Source organism: Streptomyces sp. NPDC101194 (genome assembly GCF_044767885.1).
Lineage (GTDB): Bacteria > Actinomycetota > Actinomycetes > Streptomycetales > Streptomycetaceae > Streptomyces.
Window position 1 is genome coordinate 1,075,629 of the sequence record NZ_JBIWOS010000001.1, and the last position, 26,561, is coordinate 1,102,189.

Sequence of the window (26,561 nt, forward strand, 5' to 3'; positions counted from 1 at the left end):
GTGGGCCCCGCCGGGGGCAGGGCGGCGTCCGAGGCCACCCGGCGTCAGCGGGCGGCCACGGGCGGACCGTGCCCGCGGCAAGGCGACAAGGCGCCCTCCGCGGCCGGGTGACGCCGTCGCCCCTCGGGGCCGTCCGTCCTCAGACCACCGCTCCGCGCCCGGGGTCGTCGTCGTCCTCGTCGCCGTCGTCCATGCGCGCCACCAGGGTGACGAAGCCGCCCAGGAAGCCGCCGACGCAGACCGTCGTGAGCCACCAGGTCAGTTCCCACCGCAGCAGCACCGCGACCAGCATCAGCACCGGACCGCCGACGACCGCGAGCCAGGCGAACTTCGCCGTGACGTCGGCCTCCGGCAGCGGCGGCGGCTCCGGGGGGACGAAGTGCCCCTCGTCGCTGTCGTCGAGATCACTGTCCTTCGGCTCCGCGACCTCGTAGTCGCGCGGACCGGCGACGCCGGGCGCGAACACGATCGAGCTGCCGAGCGGCCTCTCCGGCGGCTTCGGCGTCTTCTTGCCGATCCCCTTGTCCGGATCCAGGACGCCCGACTGGTCGTCCTCCAGCAGCGCGAGGTCCTCGATCGACCTGAACGGCTTGGCGCCCGGCGGGTCCGGCGGCTCCTCCCCGTATCCCGCGACGATCGCCTGCCACGCGGCGTCCTCGTCGATCGACGGATCGGCGGACCGGTCCCCTTCGGCGTCCGCCGGCACCGGCTGGGCAGCGGCGTCCTGCGCACCCGTACCGTCGTCGGGAACGGCCGTTCCCTCCGCGGGCAGGGCAGCGCCCTCCGCGGGAAGGGGCTCGCGCTCCTCCCCGCCGCCCGCGCGCTCCGCGTCGTGCTCAGCCACCTGACGTGCTCCCCTTCATTCCGACGCTCGGAGCGAGGCGGCCGATGAACGAAAAGCTCTCGTCGAAGATCCGCTCCGCATCGTGGTCCAACGTCGCCACGTGGTAGCTCTGTTCCAGCAGGATCTCCTCGACGTCCGTCGACGACACCCGGCTGAGGATCCGGGCCGAGTCGGCGGGCGGCACCACGTGGTCCTGCGGGCTGTGCAGCAGGACGATCGGCTGGGTGACCTGGGGCAGTTCGGCGTCGACCAGACGCAAGAAATTCCGCAGCGAATGCGCCGCGTGCAGCGGCACCCGGTCGTACCCCACCTCGTCGGAGCCCTTCAGGGCGATGTCGCTCGCCAGCCCCTTCGTCGTTCGCACCAGGTGGCGGGCGACCGGGAGCGCGTACGCCGACAGACCGTGCACCTTGTTGGCCGGATTGACGAGCACCAGGCCGCTGATCGCGTCCCCGTGCTTCGCCGCCAGCCGCAGGGTCAGCGCGCCGCCCATGGACAGGCCGAAGACGAAGACCTGGCTGCACCGCTCCAGCAGGGCGCGCAGCTCCCGGTCCACCTCCGCGTACCAGTCCTGCCAGCCGGTGAGCTGCATGTCCTCCCAGCGGGTGCCGTGTCCGGGCAGCAGCGGCAGCGAGACGGTCAGCCCGCGCTGCGCCAGATGGTCCGCCCAGGGGCGCAGCGACTGCGGGGAACCGGTAAATCCGTGACAGAGAAGGACGCCGACCTCTCCGCCCTCGTGGCGGAACGGCTCGGCTCCAGGCAGGACCGGCACCGGGGTCTCCTGTTCATGAGGCTCGAAGGGGAGCGAAAGGGGGAGTGCAGAAGGATTACTTCACCGTACGCGACCGGACTGACACCGACCAGGGTCGTCGCGGTCCGGGCGGTCGCCCCGGTCCTGTGCCGGGCGGGAGCACGGACGGCCGCACGGGTTAAGGTCAGTCGGACAGCACACAGGAGGCACCCGAGTTGATCTACGGCGCAATGAAGTTCTCCATCGGCGGGTCGTTGAAGCTCGCCTTCAGGCCATGGGTGGAGGGCCTGGAGAACATTCCCGCGCAGGGACCGGCGATCCTCGCGAGCAACCATCTGTCGTTCTCCGACTCGTTCTTCCTGCCGGCCGTCCTGGACCGCAAGGTCACCTTCATCGCCAAGTCCGAGTACTTCACCGCGCCCGGCGTGAAGGGCAAACTGACCGCCGCCTTCTTCAAGGGCGTCGGTCAGCTCCCGGTGGACCGCTCCGGTGCCCGCGGTGCAGGCGAGGCGGCCATCAAGGCGGGCATCGAGGTCATCGAGAGCGGCGGGCTCTTCGGCATCTACCCGGAGGGCACCCGCTCGCCCGACGGCCGTCTCTACCGCGGCAAGCCCGGCGGGCTCGCACGGGTGGCGCTGGCCACCGGAGCGCCGGTCATCCCCGTCGCGATGATCGACACGGAGAAGATCCAGCCGCCCGGCCAGGTGATGCCCAAGCTGATGCGCCCGGGGATCAGGATCGGCAAACCGCTCGACTTCAGCCGTTACCACGGCATGGAGGGGGACCGCTTCATCCTGCGCTCGGTCACCGACGAGGTGATGTACGAGATCATGAAGCTCTCCGGCCAGGAGTACGTCGACATCTACGCGACCGCCGCCAAGCGGCAGATCGCGGACGAGGCGAAGCGCCGCGCGGAGGAGGCGAAGCGCGCGGGGAAAGAGTCCGGAACGCAAGGGTGACGGAACGGTTCGGCGCGCCACCGCGTCGATTCCGTCCGGGGGGTGGGGGACGTGGCCAGGCGCGAGCGGGTCGTACGGATGTCGGTCGAGCAGCCGCTGTGGCGTGCGCTGACGGCGTATCGCATTCTGACGATGCTCTACGCGATCCTGCTCGCCGTCTTCGGGCGGGACAGGTACGACCGGCCGTGGGTCGCCATCGCCTTCCTGGTGGTGATGGCGGCGTGGACGCTCGGCACCCTCCCGAAGGTCGCGGGCGCCGCCGCCTGCACCAAGCGATTCCTCGGCGCCGACCTGACACTCGCGCTCGTCGGCATCCTCGTCACCCCGCTCGCCGACTTCGAGGCCCAGCACGTCGACGGGCCGACGCTGCCGTCCATCTGGACCGCGGGTTCCGTACTGGCCTTCGCGATCAAGGGCGGCTGGCGCTGGGCGGCCGTCGCCTCCTCGTTCGTCGCCGTCGCCAACATCATCGAGCGCGGTCAGCCCAGCCGGGACACCTTCCACAACGTCCTGCTGGTCTGGGTCGCCTCCATCGCCATCGGCTACGTCGTCGAGGTGGCCAGGGCCAGTGAGCGCACCCTGGCCCGTGCCCTGGAGATCGAGGCCGCCACCCGCGAGCGGGAACGGCTGGCCCGCGACATCCACGACAGCGTGCTCCAGGTCCTCGCGATGGTGCAGCGCCGGGGCACCGCGCTGGGCGGCGAGGCCGCCGAACTGGGCCGAATGGCCGGTGAGCAGGAAGTCGCCCTGCGCACCCTGGTCTCCAGCGGTCTGCTGCCCGCCACCAGGGTCTCCGAGGACGCCGCCGAAGGCGCCGTGGTCCGCAGCGTCGAGGTCGACGACGAACCGTCCGGGCAGACCGACTACGATCTGCGTGCCCTGCTCGCCCCGTACGCCGGTTCCCGGACGAGCTTCGCGGAGCCGGGAGCTCCGGTGCTGCTCGCCCCCGCCGCCGCGCGGGAGCTGGCGGCCGCTGTCGGTGCCGCCCTGGACAATGTCAGGGTCCACGCGGGAGAGAACGCCCAGACCTGGATCCTGGTGGAGGACTGGCCGGACGAGGTGATCGTGACGGTCCGGGACGACGGGCCCGGCATTCCGGAGGGCCGGCTCGCCCAGGCCGAGGGGGAGGGACGGATGGGGGTCGCCCTGTCGATCCGGGGAAGGCTGCGTGACCTGGGTGGCACGGCGGAGTTGATTTCGGTGCCCGGCCAGGGCACCGAGGTCGAGTTGAAGGTACCGAAGGTTTCACGGGGGAAGGCGGGATCAGCCGGATGAGCACGGAGAACACCCAGGGCGCCGAGGGGCGGACCATCAGGGTGATGGTGGTCGACGACCATCCGATGTGGCGCGACGCGGTCGCCCGCGATCTTTCCGAGTCGGGTTTCGAGGTGGTGGCGACCGCCGGTGACGGACCGCAGGCCGTACGCAGGGCGAAGGCGGCCGTGCCCGATGTCCTCGTGCTCGACCTCAATCTGCCCGGCATGCCCGGGGTACAGGTCTGCAAGGAGCTCGTCGGCTCCCATCCCGGCCTCCGGGTGCTGGTGCTCTCGGCGAGCGGTGAGCACGCCGACGTACTGGAGGCGGTCAAGTCGGGCGCCACCGGCTATCTGCTCAAGTCGGCCAGTACGCAGGAGCTGACCGAGGCCGTGCGGTCCACGGCCGTCGGCGATCCCGTCTTCACGCCGGGCCTGGCCGGACTGGTCCTCGGCGAATACCGCAGGCTCGCCTCCGACCCCGCACCCGTCGCCTCGGACGAGCCCAAGGCCCCGCAGCTCACCGAGCGCGAGACCGAGGTGCTGCGGCTGGTGGCCAAGGGGCTCTCGTACAAGCAGATCGCCGAGCGCCTGGTCATCTCGCACCGCACCGTCCAGAACCACGTCCAGAACACCCTGGGCAAGCTCCAGTTGCACAACCGGGTGGAGCTCGTGCGATACGCGATCGAGCGCGGCCTGGACGACGCCTGAACGCGCCGGAGCGTGCAGTTCCGCATCTGTGAGACCAACCGCCCCGTAACGCAACGGATTTGACCTTCCGCCCCATCCCCGAGTGACCTGGATCACGATTAGCGTGATGGTCGGGGGGCTCACTTCGGCGAAGGGATGCTGCCATGCGGGTCGGAGTACTGACCGGGGGCGGGGACTGCCCCGGGCTCAACGCGGTCATCCGCGCCATAGTCCGCAAGGGCGTGCAGGAGTACGGCTACGACTTCATCGGATTCCGGGACGGCTGGCGCGGCCCGCTGGAGGGCGCGACGGTGCCGCTCTCCATCCCCGCGGTGCGGGGCATCCTGCCGCGGGGCGGCACCGTACTCGGTTCCTCGCGCACCAATCCGCTCCGCGCGGAGCACGGCGTACGCCGGATCAGGGACAACCTCGCCACGTACGAGGTCGACGCGCTCGTCACGATCGGCGGCGAGGACACCCTCGGTGTGGCGGCGACCCTGTCGGACCGGCACGGCATCAAATGCGTAGGCGTTCCCAAGACCATCGACAACGACCTCTCCGCCACCGACTACACCTTCGGCTTCGACACGGCGGTCGGCATCGCCACCGAGGCGATCGACCGGTTGCACACCACGGCCGAGTCCCATATGCGGGTCCTCGTCGTCGAGGTGATGGGCCGTCACGCGGGCTGGATCGCACTGCACTCGGGCCTGGCCGGCGGTGCGAACGTCATCCTCATCCCGGAACAGCGCTTCGACGTCGAGCAGGTCTGCGCCTGGGTGGTCTCCCGCTTCAGGGCGAGCTACGCGCCGATAGTGGTGGTCGCCGAAGGGGCCGTTCCCCAGCAGGGCGAGATGATCCTCAAGGACGGATCGCACGACTCCTTCGGGCATGTCCGCCTCTCCGGCGTCGGTGAGTGGCTGGCCGAGCAGATCGAGAGCCGCACCGGCAAGGAGGCCAGAACGACCGTCCTCGGCCACGTCCAGCGCGGCGGCACGCCCAGTGCCTTCGACCGCTGGCTGGCCACCCGCTTCGGCCTGCACGCCATCGACGCCGTGCGGGACGGCGACTTCGGCACGATGGTGGCCCTGAAGGGCACCGACATCGTGCGGGTGCCGATCTCGGAGGCGACGGCCCGGCTGAAGACGGTCGACCCGGCCCTCTACGCGGAGGCCGGTGTCTTCTTCGGCTGAGCGGCGGGGGCCGGACGGTGCGCCGGGGGAGAGGTCGGCAACAGGGGCGTCCCCGGAGCGGACCGGGCGGCGTGGCGGGGACATGGGCCGTATATTCGCGATGACCGGCCCATGTCCCCTGATCCATGCGATGTACGGGAGAAGTCGTGGAAATCCTGGCATTCGGTGTGCAGTCCGACGAGAAGCCGCTGATCGAGAAGGCCTTCGCCGGACAGCACGAGGTCCGTTGCCTGGACGTCTTCCTCACCAGGGACACCGCACCGATCGCGGCGGGCTACGAGATCATCTCCACCAGCGTCAACGCGGACCTGGGCAGCGCCGTGCTGCAGACCATCGCGGCGGGTGGCACGCAGATGATCGCCCAGCGCTCCACCGGCTTCAACAACATCGACCTCGATGTGGCCGAACGGCTCGCGCTGCGGGTCGCCCGGGTCTCGTACTACTCGCCCCACTCGGTCGCGGAATTCGCCTGGACCCTCGCGATGGCGGTCAACCGCCGGATCATCCGCGCCGCGATCCGCACCCGCGACTTCGACTTCCGGCTCGACGGACTCCTCGGCCGGGACATGCGCGGCCGCACGGCCGGAGTGATCGGTACGGGCAGGATCGGTGAGGCCTTCACCCGGATCGCCCACGGCTTCGGCATGAAGCTGCTCGGCTGGGACGCCGTCCGGAACCCCGCCTGTGTCGGCCTCGGCATGGAGTATGTCGAGAAGGAACGGCTCCTGGCCGAGTCCGACCTGATCAGCCTGCACGTCCCGCTGCTGCCCACGACCCACCACATCATCGACGAGGACGCCCTGGCGAACATGAGGGACGACGCGATCCTGATCAACTCCAGTCGTGGCGGACTCATCGACACGGCGGCACTGGTCACCGAGCTCCGCGCGGGCCGTCTGCTGGGCGTAGGACTCGACGTGTACGAGGCGGAGGCCGGGCTCTTCTTCCTCGACAAGTCCCTGAAGGGCATCGACGACGACACCCTCGCCCGGCTCGTCACCTTCCCGAACGTCGTCGTGACCTCGCACCAGGCGTACTACACCCAGGACGCGGTGGCCCAGATCATCGACGCCACCGTCCAGAACGTCGCCGACTATCTGGCCGGCCGCCGCAGCGACAACGTCCTCGTTCCCGTGCTCTCCCGGTGAGCCGGGACCCCGGAGCTCCGCCGGGACCCCGGCCGCCCCTTCAGCCGGCCACCGGCAGCCCCGCCAGCAGCCCGGCCACGATCGCCACCCCGCGCAGCGTCAGCACGGACTCCGGGTGGAACTGCACCGAGGCGAAGCCCGGCCCGCGCAGCGCGTGCAGTTCCCCGGTCTCCGCGTCCAGGCTCACTTCGATGCCGTGCGCCGCCAGTTCGGTGACCGCCCCGTCGTCGCAGCGCGCGGTGAAGCTGTTGTAGAAGCCGACCGTCTCCGGCCGCCCGAACAGATCGATCCGGGTCTGCGCACCCTGGTACGGCACGGCCTTGCGGACGATGTCCAGCCCCAGTTCCGCCGCGATCAGCTCATGCCCGAGACAGACCCCCAGCAGACCGTGCCGGTGGTCACGGACCAGCTCCGCGGCGAATCCGCGCAGCAGCCGCATCTTCGGATCGGCCGTGTCGCCCGGATCCCCGGGGCCGGGGCCCAGCACGACCGGGCCCTCGTGCGCCCGTACGCGTTCGCGCAGCCCCGGCTCGTCGTAGTGGTGCACCGAGACCTCCAGACCCGAGGAACGCAGCAGATGGGCCAGCATCGCGGTGAACGTGTCCTCCCCGTCGATCACCAGAGCGTGGCCGGACAGCTCGTGCGTACGCTCCTGCATCCGCAGCCAGAACGGCGCGAGGCCGCCGCGCCGGGCTTCCAGCGCCGCCTGCACCCGCGGGTCGCCGGCCAGCTGCGGGCACGCGGACCCGCCCTGCGGCCGGCCCGGCCGCACCCCCAGCGCGGCCAGTACCCCGGCCGCCTTCGCGTGGGTCTCGGCGACCTCGCTGTCCGGATCGGAGTGACGCACGAGCGTCGCCCCGACCGGCACCCGCAACCGCCCGTCGGCCGAGATGTCGGCGGTACGGATCAGGATCGGCGAGTCCAGGGTCTGGCCCCCGCCCGGCTCCTCCCGCAGCAGCGCCAGGGCGCCCGCGTAGTAGCCGCGCCCGCCGGGCTCGTAGCGTTCGATGACCCGGCAGGCGTTCTGCACGGGCGAGCCGGTGACCGTCGCCGCGAACATGGTCTCCTTCAGCACCTCCCGCACGTCCAGCGAGGAGCGCCCGCGCAGCTCGTACTCCGTATGGGCGAGATGGGCCATCTCCTTGAGCCGCGGTCCGACCACCACGCCGCCCATGTCGCCGACGGTGCACATCATCTTGAGTTCCTCGTCGACCACCATGGAGAGCTCGTCCCGCTCCTTGAGGTCGGAGAGGAAGGCCAGCAGACCCCCGACGGTCGGGCCCTCGGCGGGATAGCGGTACGTGCCGCTGATCGGGTTCATCACGACCGTCCCGCCGGACATCCGCACATGTACCTCGGGACTCGCACCGACGAGCGTCCTCCCGCCCGTCACCCGCGGTCCCGGGGCGGCGGGCTCGTCGTCGCCCGTGTGCACGACGAAGGTCCAGTACGCGCCCCGCTCACCGGCCAGCAGCCGCCGGAAGAGGGCCAGCGCGTCCGACCGCCCGAAGCCGGGGATCTCGCCCCGGAAGGTCCGCCGGATGACGAAGTTCGCGCCCTCGCCCTGTCCGATCTCGTCCTCGACGACGCGCCGGACGATCCCCGCGTACTCCTCGTCGGAGACATCGAAGGCCCCGCCCTCGACGCGTACGTCATGGGCCGGCAGACGGTCCAGCACCTCGGCGAGCGGCAGCTCGTACGCCTCCTCCGCGACCAGCACGGACAGCGGTGTGCCGTCGTCACGCACGTCGAAACCACGCTCGGCGATCTGCCGGAACGGCACCAGGGCGAGCGAGGGCAGCGGACCGACCGGGAGGTCGGCGAGCCGGTCCACCGCACGTACCCGGCCGATCAGCACCTCGACCGTGTCGTGGTCGTGACCGGGGGTACGCCTGCGCAGCAGCGCGAACGGCGGGGAGTCGGCACGAAGAAGCCTCTCGATGACGAGGTCCGTGCGGTGGGGCTGAGACATCGTGGTGTTCCTTCCGGATGGAGGGAACGGCTCCCGAAACGCAGAGAAGGCCGCCCCTCGGGCGGCCTTCGCGTGGTCTGTCGCGCGATCGATCAGTGGGCCGCCGGATGAGCGGTCCACCACCAGTTCTGGGTCGTCTGCGCGAACATGCTCCGAACCCTAACGGATGCCCGGGTCATCCGAGCGCGCGTCTCAACTGTTGAGCGTACGGATGGACGCGTCGCCGGACCCCGTAATGTTGTCGATGTGACCGTGAACGCCAATACCTCCGTCGCCGGTGGCAACACCTGGCGAGACCTTCCCGCGGCGCAGCAGCCCGAGTACCCCGATGCCGAGGCTCTGCGCGATGTACTCGCGGACCTCGCGTCGTATCCGCCGCTCGTCTTCGCGGGCGAGTGCGACCAGCTGCGTGCCCGCATGGGAGCCGTCGCCAAGGGCGAGGCGTTCCTGCTGCAGGGCGGTGACTGCGCCGAGGCATTCGACGCCGTGTCGGCCGAGCACATCCGGGCCAAGCTCAAGACGCTGCTCCAGATGAGTGCCGTTCTGACCTACGCGGCCTCCGTGCCCGTGGTCAAGGTGGGCCGGATCGCCGGCCAGTACTCCAAGCCGCGCTCCAAGTCGACCGAGACCCGCGACGGCGTCACCCTGCCGACCTACCGCGGCGACTCCGTCAACGGCTTCGCCTTCACCGAGGAAGCCCGCGTTCCGGACCCCGAGCGGCTGAAGCAGATGTACCACGCGTCCGCTTCCACGCTGAACCTGGTCCGCGCCTTCACCACCGGCGGTTACGCCGACCTGCGCCAGGTGCACGCCTGGAACCAGGACTTCGTGAAGTCGTCGCCGTCCGGTCAGCGCTACGAGGCGCTGGCCCGCGAGATCGACAACGCGCTGAACTTCATGAAGGCGTGCGGTACGGACCCGGCCGAGTTCAAGGCGGTCGAGTTCTACGCCTCGCACGAGGGCCTGCTGCTGGACTACGAGTCGGCGCTGACCCGCATCGACTCGCGCACCGGCCGGCTGTACGACACCTCGGGCCACATGGTCTGGATCGGTGAGCGCACCCGCCAGATGGACGGCGCGCACATCGAGTTCGCCTCGAAGATCCGCAACCCCATCGGGATCAAGCTCGGCCCGACGACCACCGTCGACGAGGCGCTCGGCTACATCGAGCGCCTCGACCCCGAGCGCGAGCCCGGCCGGCTGACCTTCATCGTCCGCATGGGCGCCGACAAGGTGCGCGACAAGCTTCCCGACCTGGTCGAGAAGGTCACCGCCTCCGGTGCCACCGTGGCCTGGGTGACCGACCCGATGCACGGCAACACCTTCGAGGCCGCCTCCGGCCACAAGACCCGTCGCTTCGACGACGTCCTGGACGAGGTGAAGGGCTTCTTCGAGGTGCACAAGGGCCTCGGTACGCACCCGGGCGGCATCCACGTCGAGCTCACCGGCGACGACGTCACCGAGTGCGTCGGTGGCGGACACGAGATCTTCGTGGACGATCTGCACCAGCGCTACGAGACGGCCTGCGACCCGCGGCTCAACCGCAGCCAGTCCCTCGACCTGGCGTTCCTGGTCGCCGAGATGTACCGGGACCAGTAGGCATCACCGCAGGTGGTGTGCGTACGACTGTGGGGCACGGATCGATGTGATCCGTGCCCCACAGGGCGTTCGGAGGCTTTCACGGGTTCTCGGCGCCGGGTAAGGTTAGGTTAGCCTCACCGATCACGGGGTGGCAGCAACGACCGATCCCGCCGGGAGGTGAACCGCGTGTACGTCTGCTCGTGCTTCGGCATCACGGAGAAGCAGGTCAAGGAACATGCGGACGCCGGGGCGTGTACGCCCCGGCAGATAGCCTCCGCCTGCAAGGCGGGCACGGACTGCGGTGGCTGCGTCCGCGCCATCCAGGCGATGCTCGGCCGCGGCGCCTGCCCGCGCCGCGAGCTGCTGGACCGGAGGCGGACGCCGGGCACGGCCGACGACCTGGCCGCGGATGCCGTCCCCGCGTCCGATCCGGAGACCACTCCCGGCATCGCGCCGGGCATGACCCCGGGAATCCGGCTCTCCGAAGCGGCCTGACCCGGGAGTCCTGGGGCACGCGGGCCCGGCGTGAACCGGACGAGGGGTCCTGGCGCTGTGGCCGGAAAGGTTCACCGGCCCGCGACGCACGGCACCTCGCCGCGTTGACGCGTCACCCGAGTGCGTCCGGCGCGAGGGCGATCCTTCGCCTCGCACCGGACGCCGCGAGCTTCCCGGCAGACCCTTCCGGCCACAGCACTAGCTGTCCGGCTGCTCGATCTGCTGCGCGATGTAGAGCGGTTCGCCGAGCTTCTCGACCAGCTCCAGCTGGGTGTCGAGGTAGTCGATGTGGTGCTCCTCGTCCTCCAGGATCGACTCAAAGATGTTTGCGGACGTGATGTCGCCCTTGCCGCGCATCAGCTCGATCCCGCGCTTGAGGCGGTCGATCGCCTCCACCTCGACCTGGCGGTCGGCCTGGAACATCTCGGTGACGGTCTGCCCCACCCTCACATGGAAAAGCCGCTGGTAGTTGGGCAGTCCCTCAAGGAAGAGGATGCGGTCCGTGAGGATCTCGGCGTGCTTCATCTCGTCGAACGACTCGGAGCGGGTGTACTTCGCGAGCTTCGTCCAGCCGAAGTTGTCCTGCATCTTTGCATGCAGGAAGTACTGGTTGATGGCAGTCAATTCGGCGGTCAGCTGCTCGTTCAGGAACTCAAGGACCTCGGGGTCGCCCTGCATCGCAGAGGCTCCTTCCAACCGGTGGACGGGGCAAGTTGGCCGCATCCTCGCATCGCACCCGGTGATCGTCCAGTAAGTACATGCTTAGTACGAGTTGTACGAATTGCCCCTGCCTTGGTCGGGACCACCCCTGCCTGTCTGTCACCATGGAGGCATGGGTCAGCCGGAAAGCCGGGAAAACCGCGCGTCAGAGCAGTCCGAGCTTCCGCCGGGACAGCGACTCCAGCGTGGTTGGCCGGTCACCCACTACGGACCGGTTCCCAAGTTCAAGCCCGACCGCTGGGAGTTCCGGGTCTTCGGTGCCACGGCGGACGGCGAGAAGCACTGCTGGAACCATCAGGAGTTCTCGGAGCTGCCCTTCACCTCGGTGGTCGCCGACCTGCACTGCGTCACCAAATTCAGCATGCTCGGCGCCGAATGGGGCGGGGTCCTCGCCCGTACGGTCCTGGAACTCGCGCCCCCCGCGCCGAACGTCACTCATGTGATGGTCTGGGCCGAATACGGGTTCAGCTCGAATCTGCGGCTCTCCGACTTCGCCTCGGACCGAACGCTTTTCGCCACCCACAAGGGCGGCGAGCTGCTCACCGCCGAGCACGGCTTCCCGCTCCGGCTCGTGGTGCCGCACCTCTATGCCTGGAAGGGGCCCAAGTGGGTCCGCGGCATCGAGTACATGACCGCCGACCGCCGGGGCTTCTGGGAGGAGCGCGGCTACCACAACATCGGCGACCCGTGGCGCGAGCAGCGTTACTCGTACCAGGAGGAGCCCGGGGACGGTCCCGGGCTCTGACCTGGCGGTCGCCGGCCCGGTCGCCCGTCCTCAGTGGTGGTACCGGTGCACCACCGCGTGGCCCTTGCCCCGGCCGATCATCCATTTGTTGACCGGTGTGGTGACGACGAAGGCGATGCCGAGCGAGAGCACGAGCGCCCCCCAGAACAGCGCATCGGCGAGGGTCGCGTCCATGGCGCCCGGCCACAGCGCGATCACGCCGTTGTCGATCAGCTCCATCACCGCGATGGAGAGGGTGTCGGCGGCGAGGGCGACCCGGAGAGCCGTACGGAAATCGACGCCCGCCCTCCGGATGGAGCGCAGTGTCAGGGTGTAGCCGAAAAAGAAGGCCAGGACGATGGCGAGCACCATCGTCGCCATGTTGCCCCAGCCGAGCGCGGTGCCGATCACCATGCCGAGGATCTCGCCGATGGCGCATCCGGTGAGGCAGTGCAGGGTGGCGCGGGCGGCCATGGCCCAACCGACCTCGCCCGGGTGATGGCCGGCGTGGTCGACGTGGCCCGTATGACCGGCGTGGCCGGTGTGGTCGCTGTCGGCAGCGGGGCCCACGTGGCCGGTGTGGTCGACGTGGCCTGGGTGGGGTGCGTGCTCGCTGTGCTGGTCGAGCGCCTCCGGCCGGCCGTGGTTCATGTGCGGGCCATGGTTCGTGTGTGGCGTCCCGTGCTGCATGGCGATCCCCCAATGCCGAGTAGCGGTTCCTGGTGACAGGAACCGTATACCCCCACGGGGTATTCCTCAACGGTGAGGGCAGCGAGGGCGGGGTGAGGCGCTCAGTCCCGGTCGCGCAGCCCCTTCAGCCGGGCCACGTCCGCCGCATGGCCTTCCTTGCCGCCCGGCGTCTCGATGATCAGCGGCACGCCCGCGGTCGCCGGATGCGAGAACAGCGCCCGGAACGGCTCCTCGCCGATGTGCCCGGCGCCGATGTTCTCGTGCCGGTCCTTGTGGGCGCCCACCACGTCCTTGGAGTCATTGGCATGGATCAGTTTCAGCCGGCCCTCGCCGACCGTCTCCACCAGCAGGTCCAGGGTCTGCCGCATGCCGGCGGGGCCCGCCAGATCGTGGCCCGCCGCGTAGATGTGGCAGGTGTCGAGGCAGACACCGAGCCTGGGGTGGGCGTCGAGTGCGTCGAAGTACGGGCCGAAGTCCCAGGTCCGCGAGCAGAGCGAGAACCCCTGCCCGGCGGTCGACTCCAGCAGGAGGTACGGATCGTCGTCGTGTGTCAGCTCGTCCAGGAGTGGCCTCAGGTGCGTGCGTACCTGGTCGAGGGCCTGCTCGCGCGGCCGACCGCCGGTCGCCGATCCGGTGTGCACCACGACGCCCAGGGCGCCGATCTCGCGGGCCCGGCGCAGCGAGTGGCGCAGCGATTCCACGGACCTCTCGACAGTGGCCCCGGTGTGCGAACCGAAGTTGATCAGATACGGGGCGTGGACGTAGGCGGGTATGGATGCGGCGGCGCACTCGGCGCGGAACTGCTCGTCCTGGGCCGGGTTGCCGACGGGCGTCGCCCAGCCGCGCGGGTTGGCGACGAAGACCTGGACGGCCTCCGCCCCCATCTCGCGGGCATAGGAGAGGCCCACCTTGGCGAGGCCGCCGGCCACGGGAACATGGCCGCCGACGGGGTTGCGCATGTGGATCTAGAGTCCCTTGGTCTTGATGGTGATGGTGCTGCCCTCGGGGGCCTGCTTGCCGCCGTCGACGGACTGGCTCGCGATCGTGTCGCTGAAGGAGAGGAACGGGCGGTCGACCTTGACTTCGAAGCCCGCGTCCTCCAGCTCGCTCCTGGCGTCGTCGAGATTCTTGCCGGTGACGTCGGGGACATCGATCATCCGTGGCCCCTTGGAGACCGTGAGCGTGATGGTGTCGCCCTCGGCGGCCCGGCTGCCCTCGGCCGGCGACTGATGCGCGATGTCGCCCGCGACCTCGGGGGAATTGACCCGGTCGGGCAGTACCTCGGCCTTCAGTCCCTCCTCGTCCAGCGCGGCGGTGGCGTCCTCGACGGACAGCCCGGTGACATCGGGGACATCGACCGGAGCGCCCTTGCTGACCACCAGGGCGACCGCGGAGTCCGGGTGACGCTCGGTGCCCGCCTCGGGGTCCGTACGGATCACCTCGCCCCGGTCCGTCTCCTCGCTGAACTCCTTGGTGACCATGCCGGGCACCAGGCCGGCCTTCTCCAGCTCACGTCTGGCATCGGCGAGCGCGAGGCCCTCGACATCGGGCACCTTCACGATCTCGGGGCCGCGCGAGACGACCAGCGTCACCGCGTCGTTCCCCCGGATGCGGGCGCCGGAGCCGGGGTCGCTGCTGATGACCTTGCCGCGCGGCACGGTGTCGCTGTAGTCCCGCTCGACGCCCTTGAGCTCCAGGCCCGCGTCCGAGAGCCGCTTCTGGGCGGTCTTCTCCGTCTGTCCGAGCAGTGAGGGGACCCGGGTGAACTGTCCGGAGTTGATGTACCAGATTCCGGTGCCGACCCCCAGCGCCAGCAGCACGGCGACGACCGCGGCTATGACGGAGCGTCGCGGATCGAGTCGGCGCCGACCCTCCCGTGCGGGCTGCGTCGGTATCGGCGGCGGTATTTCCAGCCGGCTGGTGTGGTGGGCGACGCCCTGGTCGGCCGGGAGCAGCCGGGGGATCACGCTCGTGCGGTCCTCGGCGGCGTCGTGCGCCTCGGCGAGGGCCTGCGGCGGTACGGCGTCGAGCTGGGCGTCGGTGAGTCCGGAGCGGGCCTCCCGGGTCTCGGCGAGCAATGCCACCGCGTCGAACGGGCGCGTCTCGGGGTTGCGGGCGGTGGCGCTCGCCACCAGGTCGTCGAGCTCGACGGGGAGGCCCGCGACGGCGGCCGACGGGGCCGGGACGTCCGCGTTGAGGTGCTGGTAGATGACCTGGGCGGGGGTGTCACCGGCGTGCGGCTTGGACCCGGTCAGCATTTCGTACAGGACGACACCACAGGCGTACACGTCGGTGCGGGTGTCCGCCGTGCCGTGCTCTATCTGCTCGGGGGCGAGATAGGAGACGGTGCCCAGGACGGACCCGGTGGTGTTGGTGACGGCGCCCACGGCCCGCACGAGCCCGAAGTCGGCGACCTTGACCCGGCCGTCGTCCCCTATGAGGACGTTCTCCGGCTTCATGTCGCGGTGCACGAAGCCCGCCCGGTGCGCGGCGCCGAGGGCGGCGAGAACGGGTTCCAGGATGTCCAGTGCCGCCCTCGGCTGAAGGGCGCCGCGATCGCGCAGTACGTCGCGCAGGGTGCAGCCCGCGACGTACTCCATCGCGAGGTAGACGTACTGCCCCTGGGCGCCCTGGTCGAAGACCGCGACCACATTGGGGTGCGCCAGCCGGGCCACGGACTTGGCCTCGCGGATGAAGCGCTCCACGAACGAGGCGTCGGTGGCGAGTGCCGGGTGCATCACCTTGAGGGCGAGCACCCGGTCGAGCCGGGTGTCCACGGCCCGGTAGACCGTGGCCATGCCGCCCACGGCGATGCGGGCATCGACGCGGTAACGGCCGTCGAGCAATTGCCCGACGAGAGGGTCCTGGAGGGTCGTATCCACGCATGCGAGTCTACGAGCAGCCACGGACACGACCCACTGGCCGGGGCACAGCCGGGGCAGTACTGCAGCCGAGCCGTGACAGGGACATGCGCTCCGAGGCGTCCTGGCGGGTCACGGTCGCGCCCCGCCGGGCCGCGGTGGGGTCCGGCGGGTCAGAACGCCGGACGTTCCGGGTCCAGCACCGCGCGCCCCTCCACCGGAGACGAAGCCTCGGCGAAGTGCCGGCGCGGGATCCGGCCCGCGCGGTACGCCAGCCTCCCGCCCTCCACCGCGTGCCGCATCGCCGCGGCCATCAGCTCGGGTTCCTGGGCCCGGGTCACCGCGGAGGCCAGCATCACCGCCGCGCACCCCAGCTCCATCGCGAGCGCCGCGTCCGACGCCGTTCCGGCGCCCGCGTCGAGGATCACCGGCACCCGGGCCTGCTCGACGATCAGCTGGAAGTTGTGCGGGTTGCGGATGCCGAGGCCGGAGCCGATGGGGGAGCCGAGCGGCATGATCGCCGCGCAGCCCACGTCCTGGAGCCTGCGGGCCAGCACCGGGTCGTCATTGGTGTAGGGCAGCACGGTGAAGCCGTCGTCCACCAGGGTCTCGGCGGCGTCCAGGAGCTCGATCGGATCGGGCAGCAGGGTCCGCTCGTCGGCCACGACTTCCAGCTTGATCCAGTCGGTGCCGAGCGCCTCGCGGGCCAGTCGGGCGGTCAGCACGGCCTCACCCGCGGTGAAGCAGCCCGCCGTGTTGGGCAGCACGCGGATGGAGAGCCGCCGGAGCACGGAGAGCACCGAGCCCTGCACGGTCGGATCGAGGCGGCGCATCGCGACGGTGGTCAGTTCGGTACCGGAGGCGGTCAGCGACCGTTCGAGCACGTCGAGGCTGGGTGCCCCGCCGGTCCCCATGATCAGCCGGGAGCCGAAGGCGGTGTCGCCGAGGGTGAAGAGGTCGTCGGACACGGTCAGCCTCCCTGGACCGCGGTCAGGACCTCGACGCGGTCCCCGTCACCGAGCACGGCGGCGGACCACCGGCCGCGCGGGACGACGGTCTCGTTGACGGCGGCCGCGACGCCGGAGTGCGCGGCGGTCAGGGTGGCGACGAGGGCGTCCAGGGTGGTGCCCGCGGCGAGCGGGCGGACCTCGCCGTTCACGGACACGGACACGGACAGGGGTGCGGGGCCGGGCTCTGGGGTGGAATCCGGCACGGAGAGGGGCGTGGGCTCGGTCATGCGGGCTGCTCCTGACGTACGGGGGCGGCGGGCGAGAAACGGAACGGGGTGAAGGGGCGGGCCGGCTCGGGCAGCTCGCCACCGGTGAGGAGTTCCGCCATGACGTCACCGGTGATGGGGGTGAGCAGCACCCCGTTGCGGTGGTGGCCGGTGGCGAGGTGGAGGCCGGGCAGGGCGGTGGGGCCGAGCAGCGGCGCGTTGTCGGGAGAGGCGGGGCGCAGGCCGGCGCGGGTCTCGGTGAGCGGCAGTTCGGTGACGCCCGGTACCAGTTCGTGGGCGTCCCGCAGCAGTTCGTAGACGCCGCCCGCGGTGACGGTGGTGTCCCAGCCCATCTCCTCGCTGGTGGCGCCGACGACCAGTTCGCCGTTCTCGCGCGGTACGAGATAGACATGGCTGCCCCGGACCACGGCCCGGACCGTCCGGGTGAGGAAGGGCGCGTACGCGGCGGGCACCGTCAGCCGCAGCACCTGCCCCTTCACCGGACGGACCGGCGGCACGACCTCGTCCGGCAGTCCCGGGAGCCTGCCGCTCAGACTGCCCGCGGCGAGCACGACCTGGTCGGCGGTGAGTTCCGTGCCCCCGGCGAGCACGGCTCCGGCGGCCCGGTCGCGGATCACCGTCAGGCGCTCCGCCCAGCCGCGGTGGAAGAGCACCCCGGCCCGCTCGCAGGCGGTCAGCAGAGCGGCGGCCAGCCGGCGGGGATCGACCTGGTGGTCGCCGTCGACCCGCAGACCGCCGCGGACGCCCGGCGCGAGCATCGGCTCCAGGCGGCGGCATTCGCGGCCGGTGAGCCACTCCGACTCCAGGCCGGAACGCTGTTGCAGGGCGTGCAGTTCCCGCAGATGGGCGCGGTCGTCGGAGTCCAGCGCGACGGCCAGCGTGCCGCAGGCGCGGAAGCCGGTCTCCCGCCCGCTCGCCGCCTCCAGTTCGGCCGCGAAGCCGGGGTAGCGGGCGGCCGAGGCGACATTGAGGCCCAGCAGCATCTCTTCGCCGTAGTGGAGTTCGGTGACCGCGGCCAGCATGCCGGCCGCCACCCCGGCGGCCCCGCCGCCCGGTTCGGGGTCGACGACCGCGATGCGCAGTCCGCGTTGCGCGGCCCGCCAGGCGGTCACCAGACCGATGATCCCGCCCCCGATGACGAGGACGTCGGATCCGTTTCCGTTCCGTGCAGAACGCATGGGCGTCCAGCCCCTCCCTTCGCCGGCATGACCCGGATCAGGTTCGTACGGTCGGAGGCCGTCCCAGCCTCCCTCTCAGCCCGGTGCGTCCGGGCTCCCGCGAGTGCTTTACGTTGGCCACCCTAAACCCCGTCCCTCCGGACCAGTAAGGGAGTGGCCACCGTGGCCCGTTCGCTCGACGGACTCGTCCTCGCCCCGGTCGCCGACCAGGCGCCCGGCCAGGTCGGCACCCGTACCCGCTTCACCTACCACGAGGAAGCCGGCCGGATCTGGGCCGAGTACGCGGGCGGCGACGTGGTGCGCGGCCATCTCGTCGGCACCCGGGACGGTGACACCCTGGACTTCCGGTACGTCCAGCTGAAGCAGGACGGCACGACGTCCAGCGGCCACTGCGTCTCCACCGTCGTCGACCTCCCGGACGGCCGGGTCCGGCTGGACGAGCGGTGGGCATGGGAGTCGCAGGAGGGCAGTGGGACGAGCACCGTCGAGGAACTCACTCTTTCCTGACGGTCCGTCAGATGTTTATGGTGTACGGGTGAGCGATCAGCAGCAGACAGAGCAGCCGGACCGGCGGGCAGAGCGCCGCGCCGTCATCGTCGGTGCGGGCATGGCCGGGGTGCAGACCGCGGTGGCCCTGCGGGAGCAGGGCTTCACCGGCCCCGTCACCCTGATCGGTGCCGAACCGCACCAGCCCTACGACCGGCCCCCGCTGTCCAAGGCGGTACTGCTGGGCGAGGCCGAGGGCTCCGCGTTCGACGTCGACTTCGAGGCACTGGACATCGAACTGCGGCTGGGGTGCGAAGTCACCGGTGTGCGGCCCGGGGAGCACGAGCTGGACACGCCGTCAGGGCCTGTTCCCTACGACGTCCTGGTGGTCGCGACCGGCGCCGAGCCGATCGTCCTGCCCGGTACCGAAGGCGTCCCCGGTGTCCATCTGCTGCGTACCCTCGACGACGCGGCACGACTGCGGCCCGTCCTCGACGAGCGGCACGGCGTCGTGGTCGTCGGAGCGGGCTGGATCGGCGCGGAGTTCGCCACCGCTGCCCGCGCCGCGGGTTGCGCGGTCACCGTCGTCGAGGCGGCCGACCGGCCGCTCGCCGGCGCGATGCCCGCCGAGGTCGCCGCCCCGATGGCCGCCTGGTACGCCGAGAGCGGCGCCGAACTCCTCACCGGGGCCCGGGTCGAGCGCATCGAACCCGGCCGTGTGATCCTCGCGGACGGCCGCGCGATCCCGGCCGGAGCGGTCGTCGTCGGCATCGGCGCACGGCCCGCCACCGGCTGGCTGGCCGGTTCCGGCATCACGCTCGGCCCCGACGGATCGGTGACCGCCGACGATGCGCTGCGCACCTCGCAGCCCGATGTGTACGCGGTCGGCGACTGCGCCTCGTTCCCCTCCGCCCGATACGGCGAACGGCTTCTCGTCCACCACTGGGACAACGCCCTCCAGGGCCCGCGCACCGCCGCCGCGAACATCATCGCGGCAGGGGCCGACGACGGTCCGGCGCCGCGGACGTACGACCCCGTGCCGTACTTCTGGTCCGAGCAGTTCGGCCGGTTCGTGCAGTACGCGGGCCACTGTGCGGCGGCCGACACCCTGCTGTGGCGCGGCGATCCGGCGGAGCGCTCCTGGTCGGTGTGCTGGCTGCGCGACGGCGTTCTGGTCGCGGTCCTCGCCGTCGGCCGCCCGCGCGATCTGGCGCAGGGGCGCAGGCTCGTCGAGGCGGGGGCGCGGCTCGATCCGGCACGGGTCGCGGATCCCTCCGTACCGCTGAAGTCGGCGACCCTCTGACGGCCTACCCCGCACCCCCGTACGGTCGGCCCGGCTACCGACTGTCGGTCCGGGATGGCACGCTTGTCCCCGTGACCGAGATTGACGCAAAGATCGATGCTCTCGTCCCTGCCTGGCTCCACCTCCCCGACATCGCGGAAATGCTCGATGTCGAGGTGACGCGCGTGCGGCAGCTGGTCAAGGAGGGCCAGCTCATCGCCGTACGACGTGGTGAGAACCGGGCGCTGCAGGTGCCTGCCGCCTTCATCGCGGGCAACAAGGTCGTCAAGGGCCTCTCCGGCACCCTGACGCTGCTGCGGGACGACGGCTTCACCGACGAAGAGATGCTGGAATGGCTCTTCACCCCCGACCCGACCCTGCCCGGTACCCCCGCCCAGGCGCTGAGCGAGAATCGCGGCACGGAGGTGAAGCGCCGCGCCCAGGCGCTCGCCGTCTGACCGCCGGCCGTAGGTGAGGTGCGGGCCCCGCGGTGTCGCGCGGCCCGCACCCCGCACCGTCCCGACAACCGCTCCACGACGCTCTCCAGGGGGAACCGCACCATGTCCACGCCTCGCGCGCAGCTGTCCGACGCCCGGCTGTATCTGTGCACGGACGCCCGCAAGCGGCAGGGCGACCTCCCGGCCTTCCTGGACGCCGTCCTCTCCAGCGGGGTGGACATCGTCCAGCTGCGCGACAAGGGCATGGAGGCGGCCGAGGAGCTCGACCACCTGGCAGTCCTCGCCGAAGCCTGCAGGCGCCACGGCAAGCTCCTCGCGGTGAACGACCGGGCCGATGTCGCCCACGCCATCGGCTCCGACGTGCTGCATCTCGGCCAGGGAGACCTGCCGGTGCCCGCCGCCCGCGCCGTCATCGGCGAGGAGGCGGTGATAGGCCGCTCCACCCACGCGGAGTCCGAGGTCGACGCGGCCGTCGCCGAGCCGGGTGTGGACTACTTCTGCACCGGCCCCTGCTGGCCCACCCCGACCAAGCCCGGCCGGGCCGCCCCCGGTCTGGACCTGGTGCGCTACGCCGCCTCGCTCGGCACGCGCCGCCCATGGTTCGCCATCGGCGGGATCGACGCCGGCAATCTCGACGAGGTGCTGGACGCCGGAGCCCGCCGGGTGGTCGTCGTACGGGCGATCACCGAGGCCGCCGACCCCGCCGCCGCCACCGCCGAGCTCGCCGGGCGCATCCGGGCACGCGCCGGAGCATGATCCGGCCAGGTGTCCGAGGAGTGGACAAACAACCAGTCAATTCGGACAATTGACGCTGGTCTGGTCCTGTGGTCGTCGCGCTCTGGTTAACCTGCCCATATGGCCCTTGGCACATCTTCCACCAGGACGGATCACGCGCGTACGGTGCGTGAGCTCCTTGCGACCGGCAAGACCTCGTATTCGTTCGAGTTCTGGGCGCCGAAGACCGAGAAGGGCGAGCGGAATCTCTGGAACGCGCTCCGCCGCGTGGAGGCGGTGGGGCCGAGCTTCGTCTCCGTGACCTACGGTGCCGGCGGCTCCACCCGGGCCGGGACGGTCAAGGCCACCCAGCAGATCGCCGCCGACTCCACCCTCACCCCGGTCGCGCACCTCACGGCGGTCAACCACTCCGTCGCCGAGCTGCGCAACATGATCGGGCAGTACGCCGATGCCGGGATCCGGAACATCCTCGCCGTGCGCGGGGACCCGCCGGGCGACCCGATGGGCGAGTGGGTCGAGCACCCGCAGGGGGTGCGGTACGCGGCCGATCTCGTCCGGCTCATCAAGGAATCCGGCGATTTCTGTGTCGGCGTCGCGGCATTTCCCGAGATGCATCCCCGCTCGACCGACTGGGACACCGACATCCGGCATTTCGTGGACAAGTGCCGCGCCGGTGCCGACTATGCCATCACCCAGATGTTCTTCAATCCGGAGGACTATTTGCGGATGCGTGACCGCGTCGTCGCGGCGGGTTGCGAAACCCCGATCATCCCCGAGGTCATGCCGCTGACCAGCGTCAAGCAACTGGACCGATTCGCGCAGCTCAGCAACGCGTCTTTCCCTTCCTCTCTGAAAGAACGCATCCTCGCCGCCAAGGACGATCCCGCCGCTGTACGCTCCATTGGAATCGACTTCGCAACGCGGTTCTGTGCGAGGCTGCGCTCCGAGGGTGTGCCCGGACTGCACTTCATCACGCTCAACAACTCGACGGCGACGCTCGAAATCTACGAGAATCTCGGACTGCACAAGCAGTCGTGACCGGCCGTACCCGCCACGACCCGGGGCGGTGGCCGTAGGAGGGGGCGGGCATGGGCTGGACGGTCCTCTACATCGCGTTCGGAATAGTCGCGCTGTGGCTGCTCGGCGAGGTGCTCCTGCAGTACAAGGCACGCCTGCGCTGGCGGCTGCTCGCCTTCGCGGGCTTCTCCTGTGTCGTCGTCGGCGTGCTGATGCCCTCCGTGTTCGTCATCGCCATCGGCACGATCGCGTTCGCGACCGGCCAGACCTACGTCACGTTGTCCTTCCGGCGGGGCTTCTCCACCGGCTGGGCGATAGGGGGCAGCCCCGGCGCGAGCCGTCGCCGCCGGGGTGGCGGGGAGCGGGCCCGCCGCGAGCCCACCCTCGAGGTGTCGGACCTGGAGATGGAGTACGACGGACAGATCGCGCAGGGGGCGGGTGCCACGGCACCGGCGGCCACGGTCTACGAGCCGGAACCACTGCCGGACGACACCGGGCAGTACGGCGTCTACGGCGATCACCGGCAGTCGCAGCAGGCGCACCAGGGTTCGCAGCCCGAGCAGCAGCCGCAGTACGCCGCCTACGACCCCTACGCCGACCACTCCGCGTACGCGGCGCACGGCCAGGACCCGTACGCCGGTCACGATTCCTTCGGCGGACAGGACTCCCTCGGCGGACAGGACTCCCTGGCCGGCCAGTACGACTACGGCACCGACCGGCAGCAGTTCGCCGCGTATTCCGATCCGTACATCGGGACCGGCACCACCGGCGGCTCCGCGCAGTACGCCTCGTACGACAGCCACGGCAACGGCTTCGACGGCTACGGGGGCCAGCAGCAGTACGCCGCCGACCCGTACGCCCGGGACTACTCCACCGAGACCCCGCCCGGGGGTGTCTGGGTGCCGCAGCAGCGCGAGGGCGAGCAGTACCCGGCCGCGCCCGCGCAGCAGCCCGCCCCGTACCCGAACGGCTACGCCAACGGCAACGGCTACGACGAACAGCAGTACCGCTACTGACGACGGCCCGACCGGGGGCTGCGGGGGAGACCGGGGGCGGGTCGGTGCCCGGAACCACCCGGAACCCCCGGCGCTCCGAGGGCGGATCCCTCCTGCCTCACTGGGAGCCCCGGAAGCCGTCACCCTCCACGATCAGCCCGGCGGCCAGCGCCCCCGACATCCCGGCATGGGCGAGCCCGCCGCCCGGATGCGACCAGCCGCCCGCGGTGTAGAGCCCCGGCAGCCGGGTGCGATTACCCGGATGCAGATACGCGCCCTTTGCCCCCGCCAGCGCGGGCGCGGGCACCGAGCCGCCCTCGGCACCGGTCTCCGCCGCGGTCTCGGCCGGGGTCCGCACCTCGGCGTGGAGCAGTCGCTCCCGTATGCCGGGCACGACCGCGCCGGCCGCCTCGATCAGCGCGTCGGCACACCGCTCGCGCAACGCCGCGTCCGTCCAGTCCACCGCCCCGTGCGGAGCGACCGTCGCCATCAGTGTCACCGCCTCGTGTGCGTCGTCGGGGCGGGTCGTCGGGTCGTCGGGGCGCAGTACCGTCACCGTGGGACGGTCGGCGACCCTGCCGCCGAACACCGCCTCGCGCTCCGCTCCGCCGTCGGCCGGGTGCACCAGCGTCCGGTGCACGGCATCCGCGGGCCGGGCGCCACGCAGCGACAGCAGGACCAGGAACCGGCCCGGCAGCACCCCCTGGCCCGGCCGCGGCTGCACCGCCACGTCGCCGTCGTGCCAAGGCTCCTGACCGGGCACCAGCCCCGGATGCGGACGGGCCCCCAGCACCACATGGGCGGCCTCGGCGACCGTACCGTCCGTCAGCTCGACACCCGCCGCCCGGCCGTCCTTCTCGAGGACCCGGGCCACCTCGCCGCCGAAGACGAACTCCACCTTCCGGGCCAGACACCGCTCGTACACCGCCTGCGCCAGGGCCCGGATCCCGCCGGAGACGTACCAGCTGCCGAAGGTCTCCTCCATGTACGGCAGCAGGGCGGCCGCCGCCGGTGTGCGCAGCGGGTCCAGCCCGTACGACAGGGCGTATCCGTCGAGGAGGGCCGCGAGCCGGGGGTCCGAGAGCTCCCACGCCCCGATCTCCGTCACCGTGCCCGCCTGCCGGGCCGGACGCAGCAGCCTGCGCTGCCGGAGCGCCGGATAAGGGTCGCGCCCGAGCACCTGCCAGTCGGCGCGCAACGGCTCTTCGAGCAGCGGGCGCCTCGACCGGTCCCAGGCGTCCCGCGCCCGGTCGAGGAAATCGCCCCAGGCCGTGCCCGCGCCGCTCCCGAGCGCGGCGTCCAGCGCGGCGACCACTCCGGCCCGTGAGGCATTCGGCAGGGATACCGCCGTGCCGTCCGCGAAGACGTGACGGCTCGCCGGATCGACCTGGGTCATGCCGACGCACCGTTCCAGCGGCTCCTTGCCCGTCTTCACGAACAAGTCACGGTAGACCGCGGGCAGATGCAGCAGTGTGGGACCGGTGTCGAAGGCGAAGCCCTCATGGGCATACCGGCCGACGGAGCCGCCGAAGGTCTCCGACCGCTCGTACACCGTCACCCGGTGGCCTGCCACGGCGAGCCGGGCAGCCGCCGCCATTGCGCCCATCCCGGCGCCGATCACCGCAATACGTGCCATGTCAGTGACCTTAACGGCCGCCTCCGACACTTACTCCAGCGGCCAGTGCGAACCCGCCCCGGCCAGGCGTCTCTCCTCGCGGCGCCGGCTCCTGCGGCGCAGGAACCGGCGGATCCGGGAGGCCAGGAAGAGCAGTGCCACGACGCCGAGCAGCAGCAGCGTCCCGGCGACGACGGCGGCCACCAGCGGATGGAATATCGCGAAGGTGACGATCCCCGCGACGCCCAGGTCCTCGGCCGTGCTCACCGCGATGTTGCTGAACGGCTCGGGGGAGCTGTTCACCGCCATCCTGGTGCCCGCCTTCACCAGATGGCTCATCAGCGCGGTGGAACCGCCGATGGCACCGGCCGCGAGCTCCGGCAGCGAACCGCTCTCCCCGGCCAGCAGGGCGGCCACGACGGCACCGGCGACCGGCCTGACGACGGTGTGCACCGAGTCCCAGACCGAGTCCACGTAAGGGATCTTGTCCGCCACCACCTCGCAGAGGAAGAGGACAGCGGCCACCACGAGGACGTCGGTGCGCTGCAGCGACGCGGGCACCTCGTCGGAGAGGCCGGTCGCGCCGAAGACGCCGAGCAGCAGGACCACCGCATAGGCGTTGATCCCGCTCGCCCAGCCGCTTGTGAACACCAGAGGGAGTACGGACACGGGGGCGATCGTAACCAGAGGGCGCCCGGGCCGGGGTGGGGTTCGGTGCGCAGCCATGAGTATCCGTACCTAGGCGCTGAGATGAGTAGGTACGCGGATGGGCTCCCACCTGCGTTGACGGGAGAGTGGAGCACACGGAGAGGGGCACGGCCCGGCACCGCCGGCACGGGGCGGCGGAACGGGCGCGGTACCCCTTCCGGAACGGGGGAGCACGACGGAGGGCCCGGGGACCACGGGGGAGAACGGGGGTCACGGGGGAAGGTTCTCCGACGGCACGGAAGGCGCCGGTCCGGCGCAGGCTCGGGGGGATCGAGCCTCGCCGGACCGGCGCCTTCCGTGCGTCGTCGCGCCAGGTCGTCGCGGGGCCGGTCGGCCCCGCACCGTGGGTCAGCGCCCGCTGACCCTTCCGTGCAGCAGCAGCGACAGCGCCGAGTGCACATCGTCGATCGACCGCTCCGGTTGGAAGGCCTGCCAGTCCAGGGCCGCCACGAGCACCATCCCGACCAGGGCCGCGGCCGTCAGCGGAATGTCGATCTCCTCGCTGAGCTCACCGTTGTCCACGCCTTCGCGCAGCACCCCCTCGACCACGGCGACGGCCTCCTGACGCACCACCAGGAGGGTCGACTGCCAGGCCCGGTTGGTGCGCCACAGCTCCGCGACGTAGAGCTGGGTGAAGGACGGATAGCGGTCGATGAAGGCCAGACCGGCCCTGATCATCGCGTCCAGGGCCTCGACCCGGGTGCCGCCGCGCGCCCCGGTCCCCTCGGCCGCGGAGCGCAGCGATGCCGTGAGCAGCCCGACGCCGTGGCGCAGCAGCTCCTCGAAGAGCTCGGTCTTGCTCTTGAAGTTGTAGTAGACCGTGCCCTTGGCGACCCCGGCGCGCTCGGCGATCTCGTCCACCGTGGTCGCCGAGAAGCCCTTTTCGGCGATGAGAGTGACGGCCGCCTCGTAGAGCCTCTGCCGGGTGGCCTGGCGGCGTGTGGTGCTACTGCTTTCCATGCCCCCGAT

The 26,561-nt window shown here is 71.0% G+C and carries 28 protein-coding genes and 1 riboswitch; of the genes, 14 read left to right on the forward strand and 14 right to left on the reverse strand.

The genetic code is table 11. The features are described 5' to 3' along the window. Positions 1 to 139: 139 nt before the first annotated feature. Together ACIRP2_RS04700 and ACIRP2_RS04705 are read right to left on the reverse strand one after the other, a co-directional pair. Positions 140 to 844, reverse strand: coding sequence for a hypothetical protein (locus ACIRP2_RS04700; protein WP_404246512.1), 705 nt, complete (start codon positions 842 to 844; stop codon positions 140 to 142). Then, positions 837 to 1,616 (reverse strand): alpha/beta hydrolase, encoded by a 780-nt coding sequence (locus ACIRP2_RS04705; protein WP_404246514.1) that lies wholly within the window; start codon positions 1,614 to 1,616, stop codon positions 837 to 839. Before ACIRP2_RS04705 ends, ACIRP2_RS04700 begins: the two co-directional genes overlap by 8 nt. A 194-nt stretch (positions 1,617 to 1,810) precedes the next feature. Between ACIRP2_RS04705 and ACIRP2_RS04710 the strand changes: the two genes are divergently transcribed. The 5 genes from ACIRP2_RS04710 to ACIRP2_RS04730 all read left to right on the forward strand — a co-directional run bounded on the left by ACIRP2_RS04710 (position 1,811) and on the right by ACIRP2_RS04730 (position 6,838). After that, positions 1,811 to 2,554, forward strand: coding sequence for a lysophospholipid acyltransferase family protein (locus tag ACIRP2_RS04710; protein WP_351078209.1), 744 nt, complete (start codon positions 1,811 to 1,813; stop codon positions 2,552 to 2,554). A gap of 51 nt (positions 2,555 to 2,605) precedes the next feature. Further along, positions 2,606 to 3,829, forward strand: a complete 1,224-nt coding sequence (gene macS / locus ACIRP2_RS04715) for a MacS family sensor histidine kinase (RefSeq protein ID WP_404246516.1) — start codon at positions 2,606 to 2,608, stop codon at positions 3,827 to 3,829. Then, on the forward strand, positions 3,826 to 4,518 hold the full coding sequence (locus ACIRP2_RS04720; RefSeq protein WP_361442366.1) for a response regulator transcription factor: 693 nt from the start codon (positions 3,826 to 3,828) through the stop codon (positions 4,516 to 4,518). Before macS ends, ACIRP2_RS04720 begins: the two co-directional genes overlap by 4 nt. Before the next feature lie 143 nt (positions 4,519 to 4,661). Continuing rightward, entirely contained in the window at positions 4,662 to 5,690 is a 1,029-nt protein-coding gene (locus ACIRP2_RS04725) for a 6-phosphofructokinase (RefSeq protein ID WP_404246518.1), read from the forward strand. Positions 5,691 to 5,836: 146 nt separating this feature from the next. Continuing rightward, complete coding sequence (locus tag ACIRP2_RS04730) at positions 5,837 to 6,838, forward strand: 2-hydroxyacid dehydrogenase (protein WP_404246520.1); 1,002 nt, start codon at positions 5,837 to 5,839, stop codon at positions 6,836 to 6,838. 40 nt (positions 6,839 to 6,878) lie between these two features. On the opposite strand, the gene ACIRP2_RS04735 is transcribed toward ACIRP2_RS04730, so the two are convergent. Continuing rightward, positions 6,879 to 8,810: an anthranilate synthase family protein gene (locus ACIRP2_RS04735; RefSeq protein WP_404246522.1), complete on the reverse strand. Its 1,932-nt coding sequence runs from the start codon at positions 8,808 to 8,810 to the stop codon at positions 6,879 to 6,881. A 92-nt stretch (positions 8,811 to 8,902) separates the two neighbouring features. Continuing rightward, positions 8,903 to 8,989, reverse strand: coding sequence for a trp operon leader peptide (locus ACIRP2_RS04740; protein WP_402284672.1), 87 nt, complete (start codon positions 8,987 to 8,989; stop codon positions 8,903 to 8,905). A gap of 73 nt (positions 8,990 to 9,062) precedes the next feature. On the opposite strand from ACIRP2_RS04740, the gene ACIRP2_RS04745 reads away from it, so the two are divergent. Continuing rightward, positions 9,063 to 10,409 carry a class II 3-deoxy-7-phosphoheptulonate synthase gene (locus tag ACIRP2_RS04745; RefSeq protein ID WP_376285928.1) on the forward strand — a complete coding sequence of 449 codons (1,347 nt, stop codon included), beginning with the start codon at positions 9,063 to 9,065 and terminating at the stop codon, positions 10,407 to 10,409. A 168-nt stretch (positions 10,410 to 10,577) separates the two neighbouring features. Beyond that, positions 10,578 to 10,886: a bacterioferritin-associated ferredoxin gene (locus ACIRP2_RS04750; protein ID WP_404246524.1), complete on the forward strand. Its 309-nt coding sequence runs from the start codon at positions 10,578 to 10,580 to the stop codon at positions 10,884 to 10,886. A 198-nt stretch (positions 10,887 to 11,084) separates the two neighbouring features. Here the strand turns inward: ACIRP2_RS04750 and bfr are convergent, their stop codons facing one another. Continuing rightward, positions 11,085 to 11,564: a bacterioferritin gene (bfr, locus tag ACIRP2_RS04755; RefSeq protein WP_383969698.1), complete on the reverse strand. Its 480-nt coding sequence runs from the start codon at positions 11,562 to 11,564 to the stop codon at positions 11,085 to 11,087. A gap of 154 nt (positions 11,565 to 11,718) precedes the next feature. Here bfr and ACIRP2_RS04760 point away from each other — a divergent pair, with 154 nt between their 5' ends. Further along, a complete protein-coding gene (locus tag ACIRP2_RS04760) occupies positions 11,719 to 12,351 on the forward strand; it encodes a sulfite oxidase-like oxidoreductase (RefSeq protein WP_404246527.1) in 633 nt (210 codons plus the stop codon). A gap of 30 nt (positions 12,352 to 12,381) precedes the next feature. Here the strand turns inward: ACIRP2_RS04760 and ACIRP2_RS04765 are convergent, their stop codons facing one another. From ACIRP2_RS04765 to thiO, 6 genes are all read right to left on the reverse strand, one after another. After that, positions 12,382 to 12,981: a DUF4396 domain-containing protein gene (locus ACIRP2_RS04765; RefSeq protein WP_404246529.1), complete on the reverse strand. Its 600-nt coding sequence runs from the start codon at positions 12,979 to 12,981 to the stop codon at positions 12,382 to 12,384. A 140-nt stretch (positions 12,982 to 13,121) separates the two neighbouring features. Continuing rightward, a complete protein-coding gene (locus tag ACIRP2_RS04770) occupies positions 13,122 to 13,979 on the reverse strand; it encodes a deoxyribonuclease IV (protein ID WP_404246531.1) in 858 nt (285 codons plus the stop codon). Between the two features lie 6 nt (positions 13,980 to 13,985). Further along, on the reverse strand, positions 13,986 to 15,902 hold the full coding sequence (gene pknB, locus ACIRP2_RS04775) for a Stk1 family PASTA domain-containing Ser/Thr kinase (protein WP_404246533.1): 1,917 nt from the start codon (positions 15,900 to 15,902) through the stop codon (positions 13,986 to 13,988). A 152-nt stretch (positions 15,903 to 16,054) separates the two neighbouring features. After that, on the reverse strand, positions 16,055 to 16,849 hold the full coding sequence (locus tag ACIRP2_RS04780) for a thiazole synthase (RefSeq protein ID WP_376209808.1): 795 nt from the start codon (positions 16,847 to 16,849) through the stop codon (positions 16,055 to 16,057). A gap of 2 nt (positions 16,850 to 16,851) precedes the next feature. Further along, positions 16,852 to 17,118, reverse strand: coding sequence for a sulfur carrier protein ThiS (thiS, locus tag ACIRP2_RS04785; protein ID WP_404246536.1), 267 nt, complete (start codon positions 17,116 to 17,118; stop codon positions 16,852 to 16,854). Further along, a complete protein-coding gene (gene thiO, locus ACIRP2_RS04790) occupies positions 17,115 to 18,296 on the reverse strand; it encodes a glycine oxidase ThiO (RefSeq protein WP_404246538.1) in 1,182 nt (393 codons plus the stop codon). Before thiO ends, thiS begins: the two co-directional genes overlap by 4 nt. Then, positions 18,294 to 18,407, reverse strand: a riboswitch (TPP riboswitch). Its footprint overlaps the gene before it by 3 nt. Positions 18,408 to 18,458: 51 nt before the next feature. Between thiO and ACIRP2_RS04795 the strand changes: the two genes are divergently transcribed. The 6 genes from ACIRP2_RS04795 (at position 18,459) to ACIRP2_RS04820 (ending at position 23,290) form a co-directional block, all read left to right on the forward strand. Continuing rightward, positions 18,459 to 18,803: a hypothetical protein gene (locus ACIRP2_RS04795; RefSeq protein WP_404246540.1), complete on the forward strand. Its 345-nt coding sequence runs from the start codon at positions 18,459 to 18,461 to the stop codon at positions 18,801 to 18,803. A gap of 28 nt (positions 18,804 to 18,831) precedes the next feature. After that, complete coding sequence (locus ACIRP2_RS04800; RefSeq protein ID WP_404246542.1) at positions 18,832 to 20,085, forward strand: NAD(P)/FAD-dependent oxidoreductase; 1,254 nt, start codon at positions 18,832 to 18,834, stop codon at positions 20,083 to 20,085. A gap of 71 nt (positions 20,086 to 20,156) precedes the next feature. Continuing rightward, positions 20,157 to 20,522, forward strand: a complete 366-nt coding sequence (locus ACIRP2_RS04805) for an Rv2175c family DNA-binding protein (protein WP_351078164.1) — start codon at positions 20,157 to 20,159, stop codon at positions 20,520 to 20,522. A 102-nt stretch (positions 20,523 to 20,624) separates the two neighbouring features. Next, positions 20,625 to 21,278, forward strand: a complete 654-nt coding sequence (thiE, locus tag ACIRP2_RS04810) for a thiamine phosphate synthase (protein WP_404246544.1) — start codon at positions 20,625 to 20,627, stop codon at positions 21,276 to 21,278. Positions 21,279 to 21,377: 99 nt separating this feature from the next. Next, complete coding sequence (gene metF, locus ACIRP2_RS04815; protein WP_376280304.1) at positions 21,378 to 22,295, forward strand: methylenetetrahydrofolate reductase [NAD(P)H]; 918 nt, start codon at positions 21,378 to 21,380, stop codon at positions 22,293 to 22,295. Between the two features lie 50 nt (positions 22,296 to 22,345). Continuing rightward, on the forward strand, positions 22,346 to 23,290 hold the full coding sequence (locus ACIRP2_RS04820; RefSeq protein WP_404246546.1) for a hypothetical protein: 945 nt from the start codon (positions 22,346 to 22,348) through the stop codon (positions 23,288 to 23,290). A 97-nt stretch (positions 23,291 to 23,387) separates the two neighbouring features. Here ACIRP2_RS04820 and ACIRP2_RS04825 read toward each other — a convergent pair whose 3' ends face one another. From ACIRP2_RS04825 to ACIRP2_RS04835, 3 genes are all read right to left on the reverse strand, one after another. Next, on the reverse strand, positions 23,388 to 24,905 hold the full coding sequence (locus tag ACIRP2_RS04825) for a phytoene desaturase family protein (RefSeq protein ID WP_404246548.1): 1,518 nt from the start codon (positions 24,903 to 24,905) through the stop codon (positions 23,388 to 23,390). Between the two features lie 30 nt (positions 24,906 to 24,935). Further along, complete coding sequence (locus ACIRP2_RS04830; protein ID WP_404246550.1) at positions 24,936 to 25,553, reverse strand: DUF4126 domain-containing protein; 618 nt, start codon at positions 25,551 to 25,553, stop codon at positions 24,936 to 24,938. A 387-nt stretch (positions 25,554 to 25,940) separates the two neighbouring features. Further along, the gene (locus tag ACIRP2_RS04835; protein WP_376280292.1) at positions 25,941 to 26,552 is read right to left on the reverse strand and encodes a TetR/AcrR family transcriptional regulator; all 612 of its coding nucleotides are present in this window, start codon (positions 26,550 to 26,552) and stop codon (positions 25,941 to 25,943) included. Positions 26,553 to 26,561 lie beyond the last annotated feature (9 nt).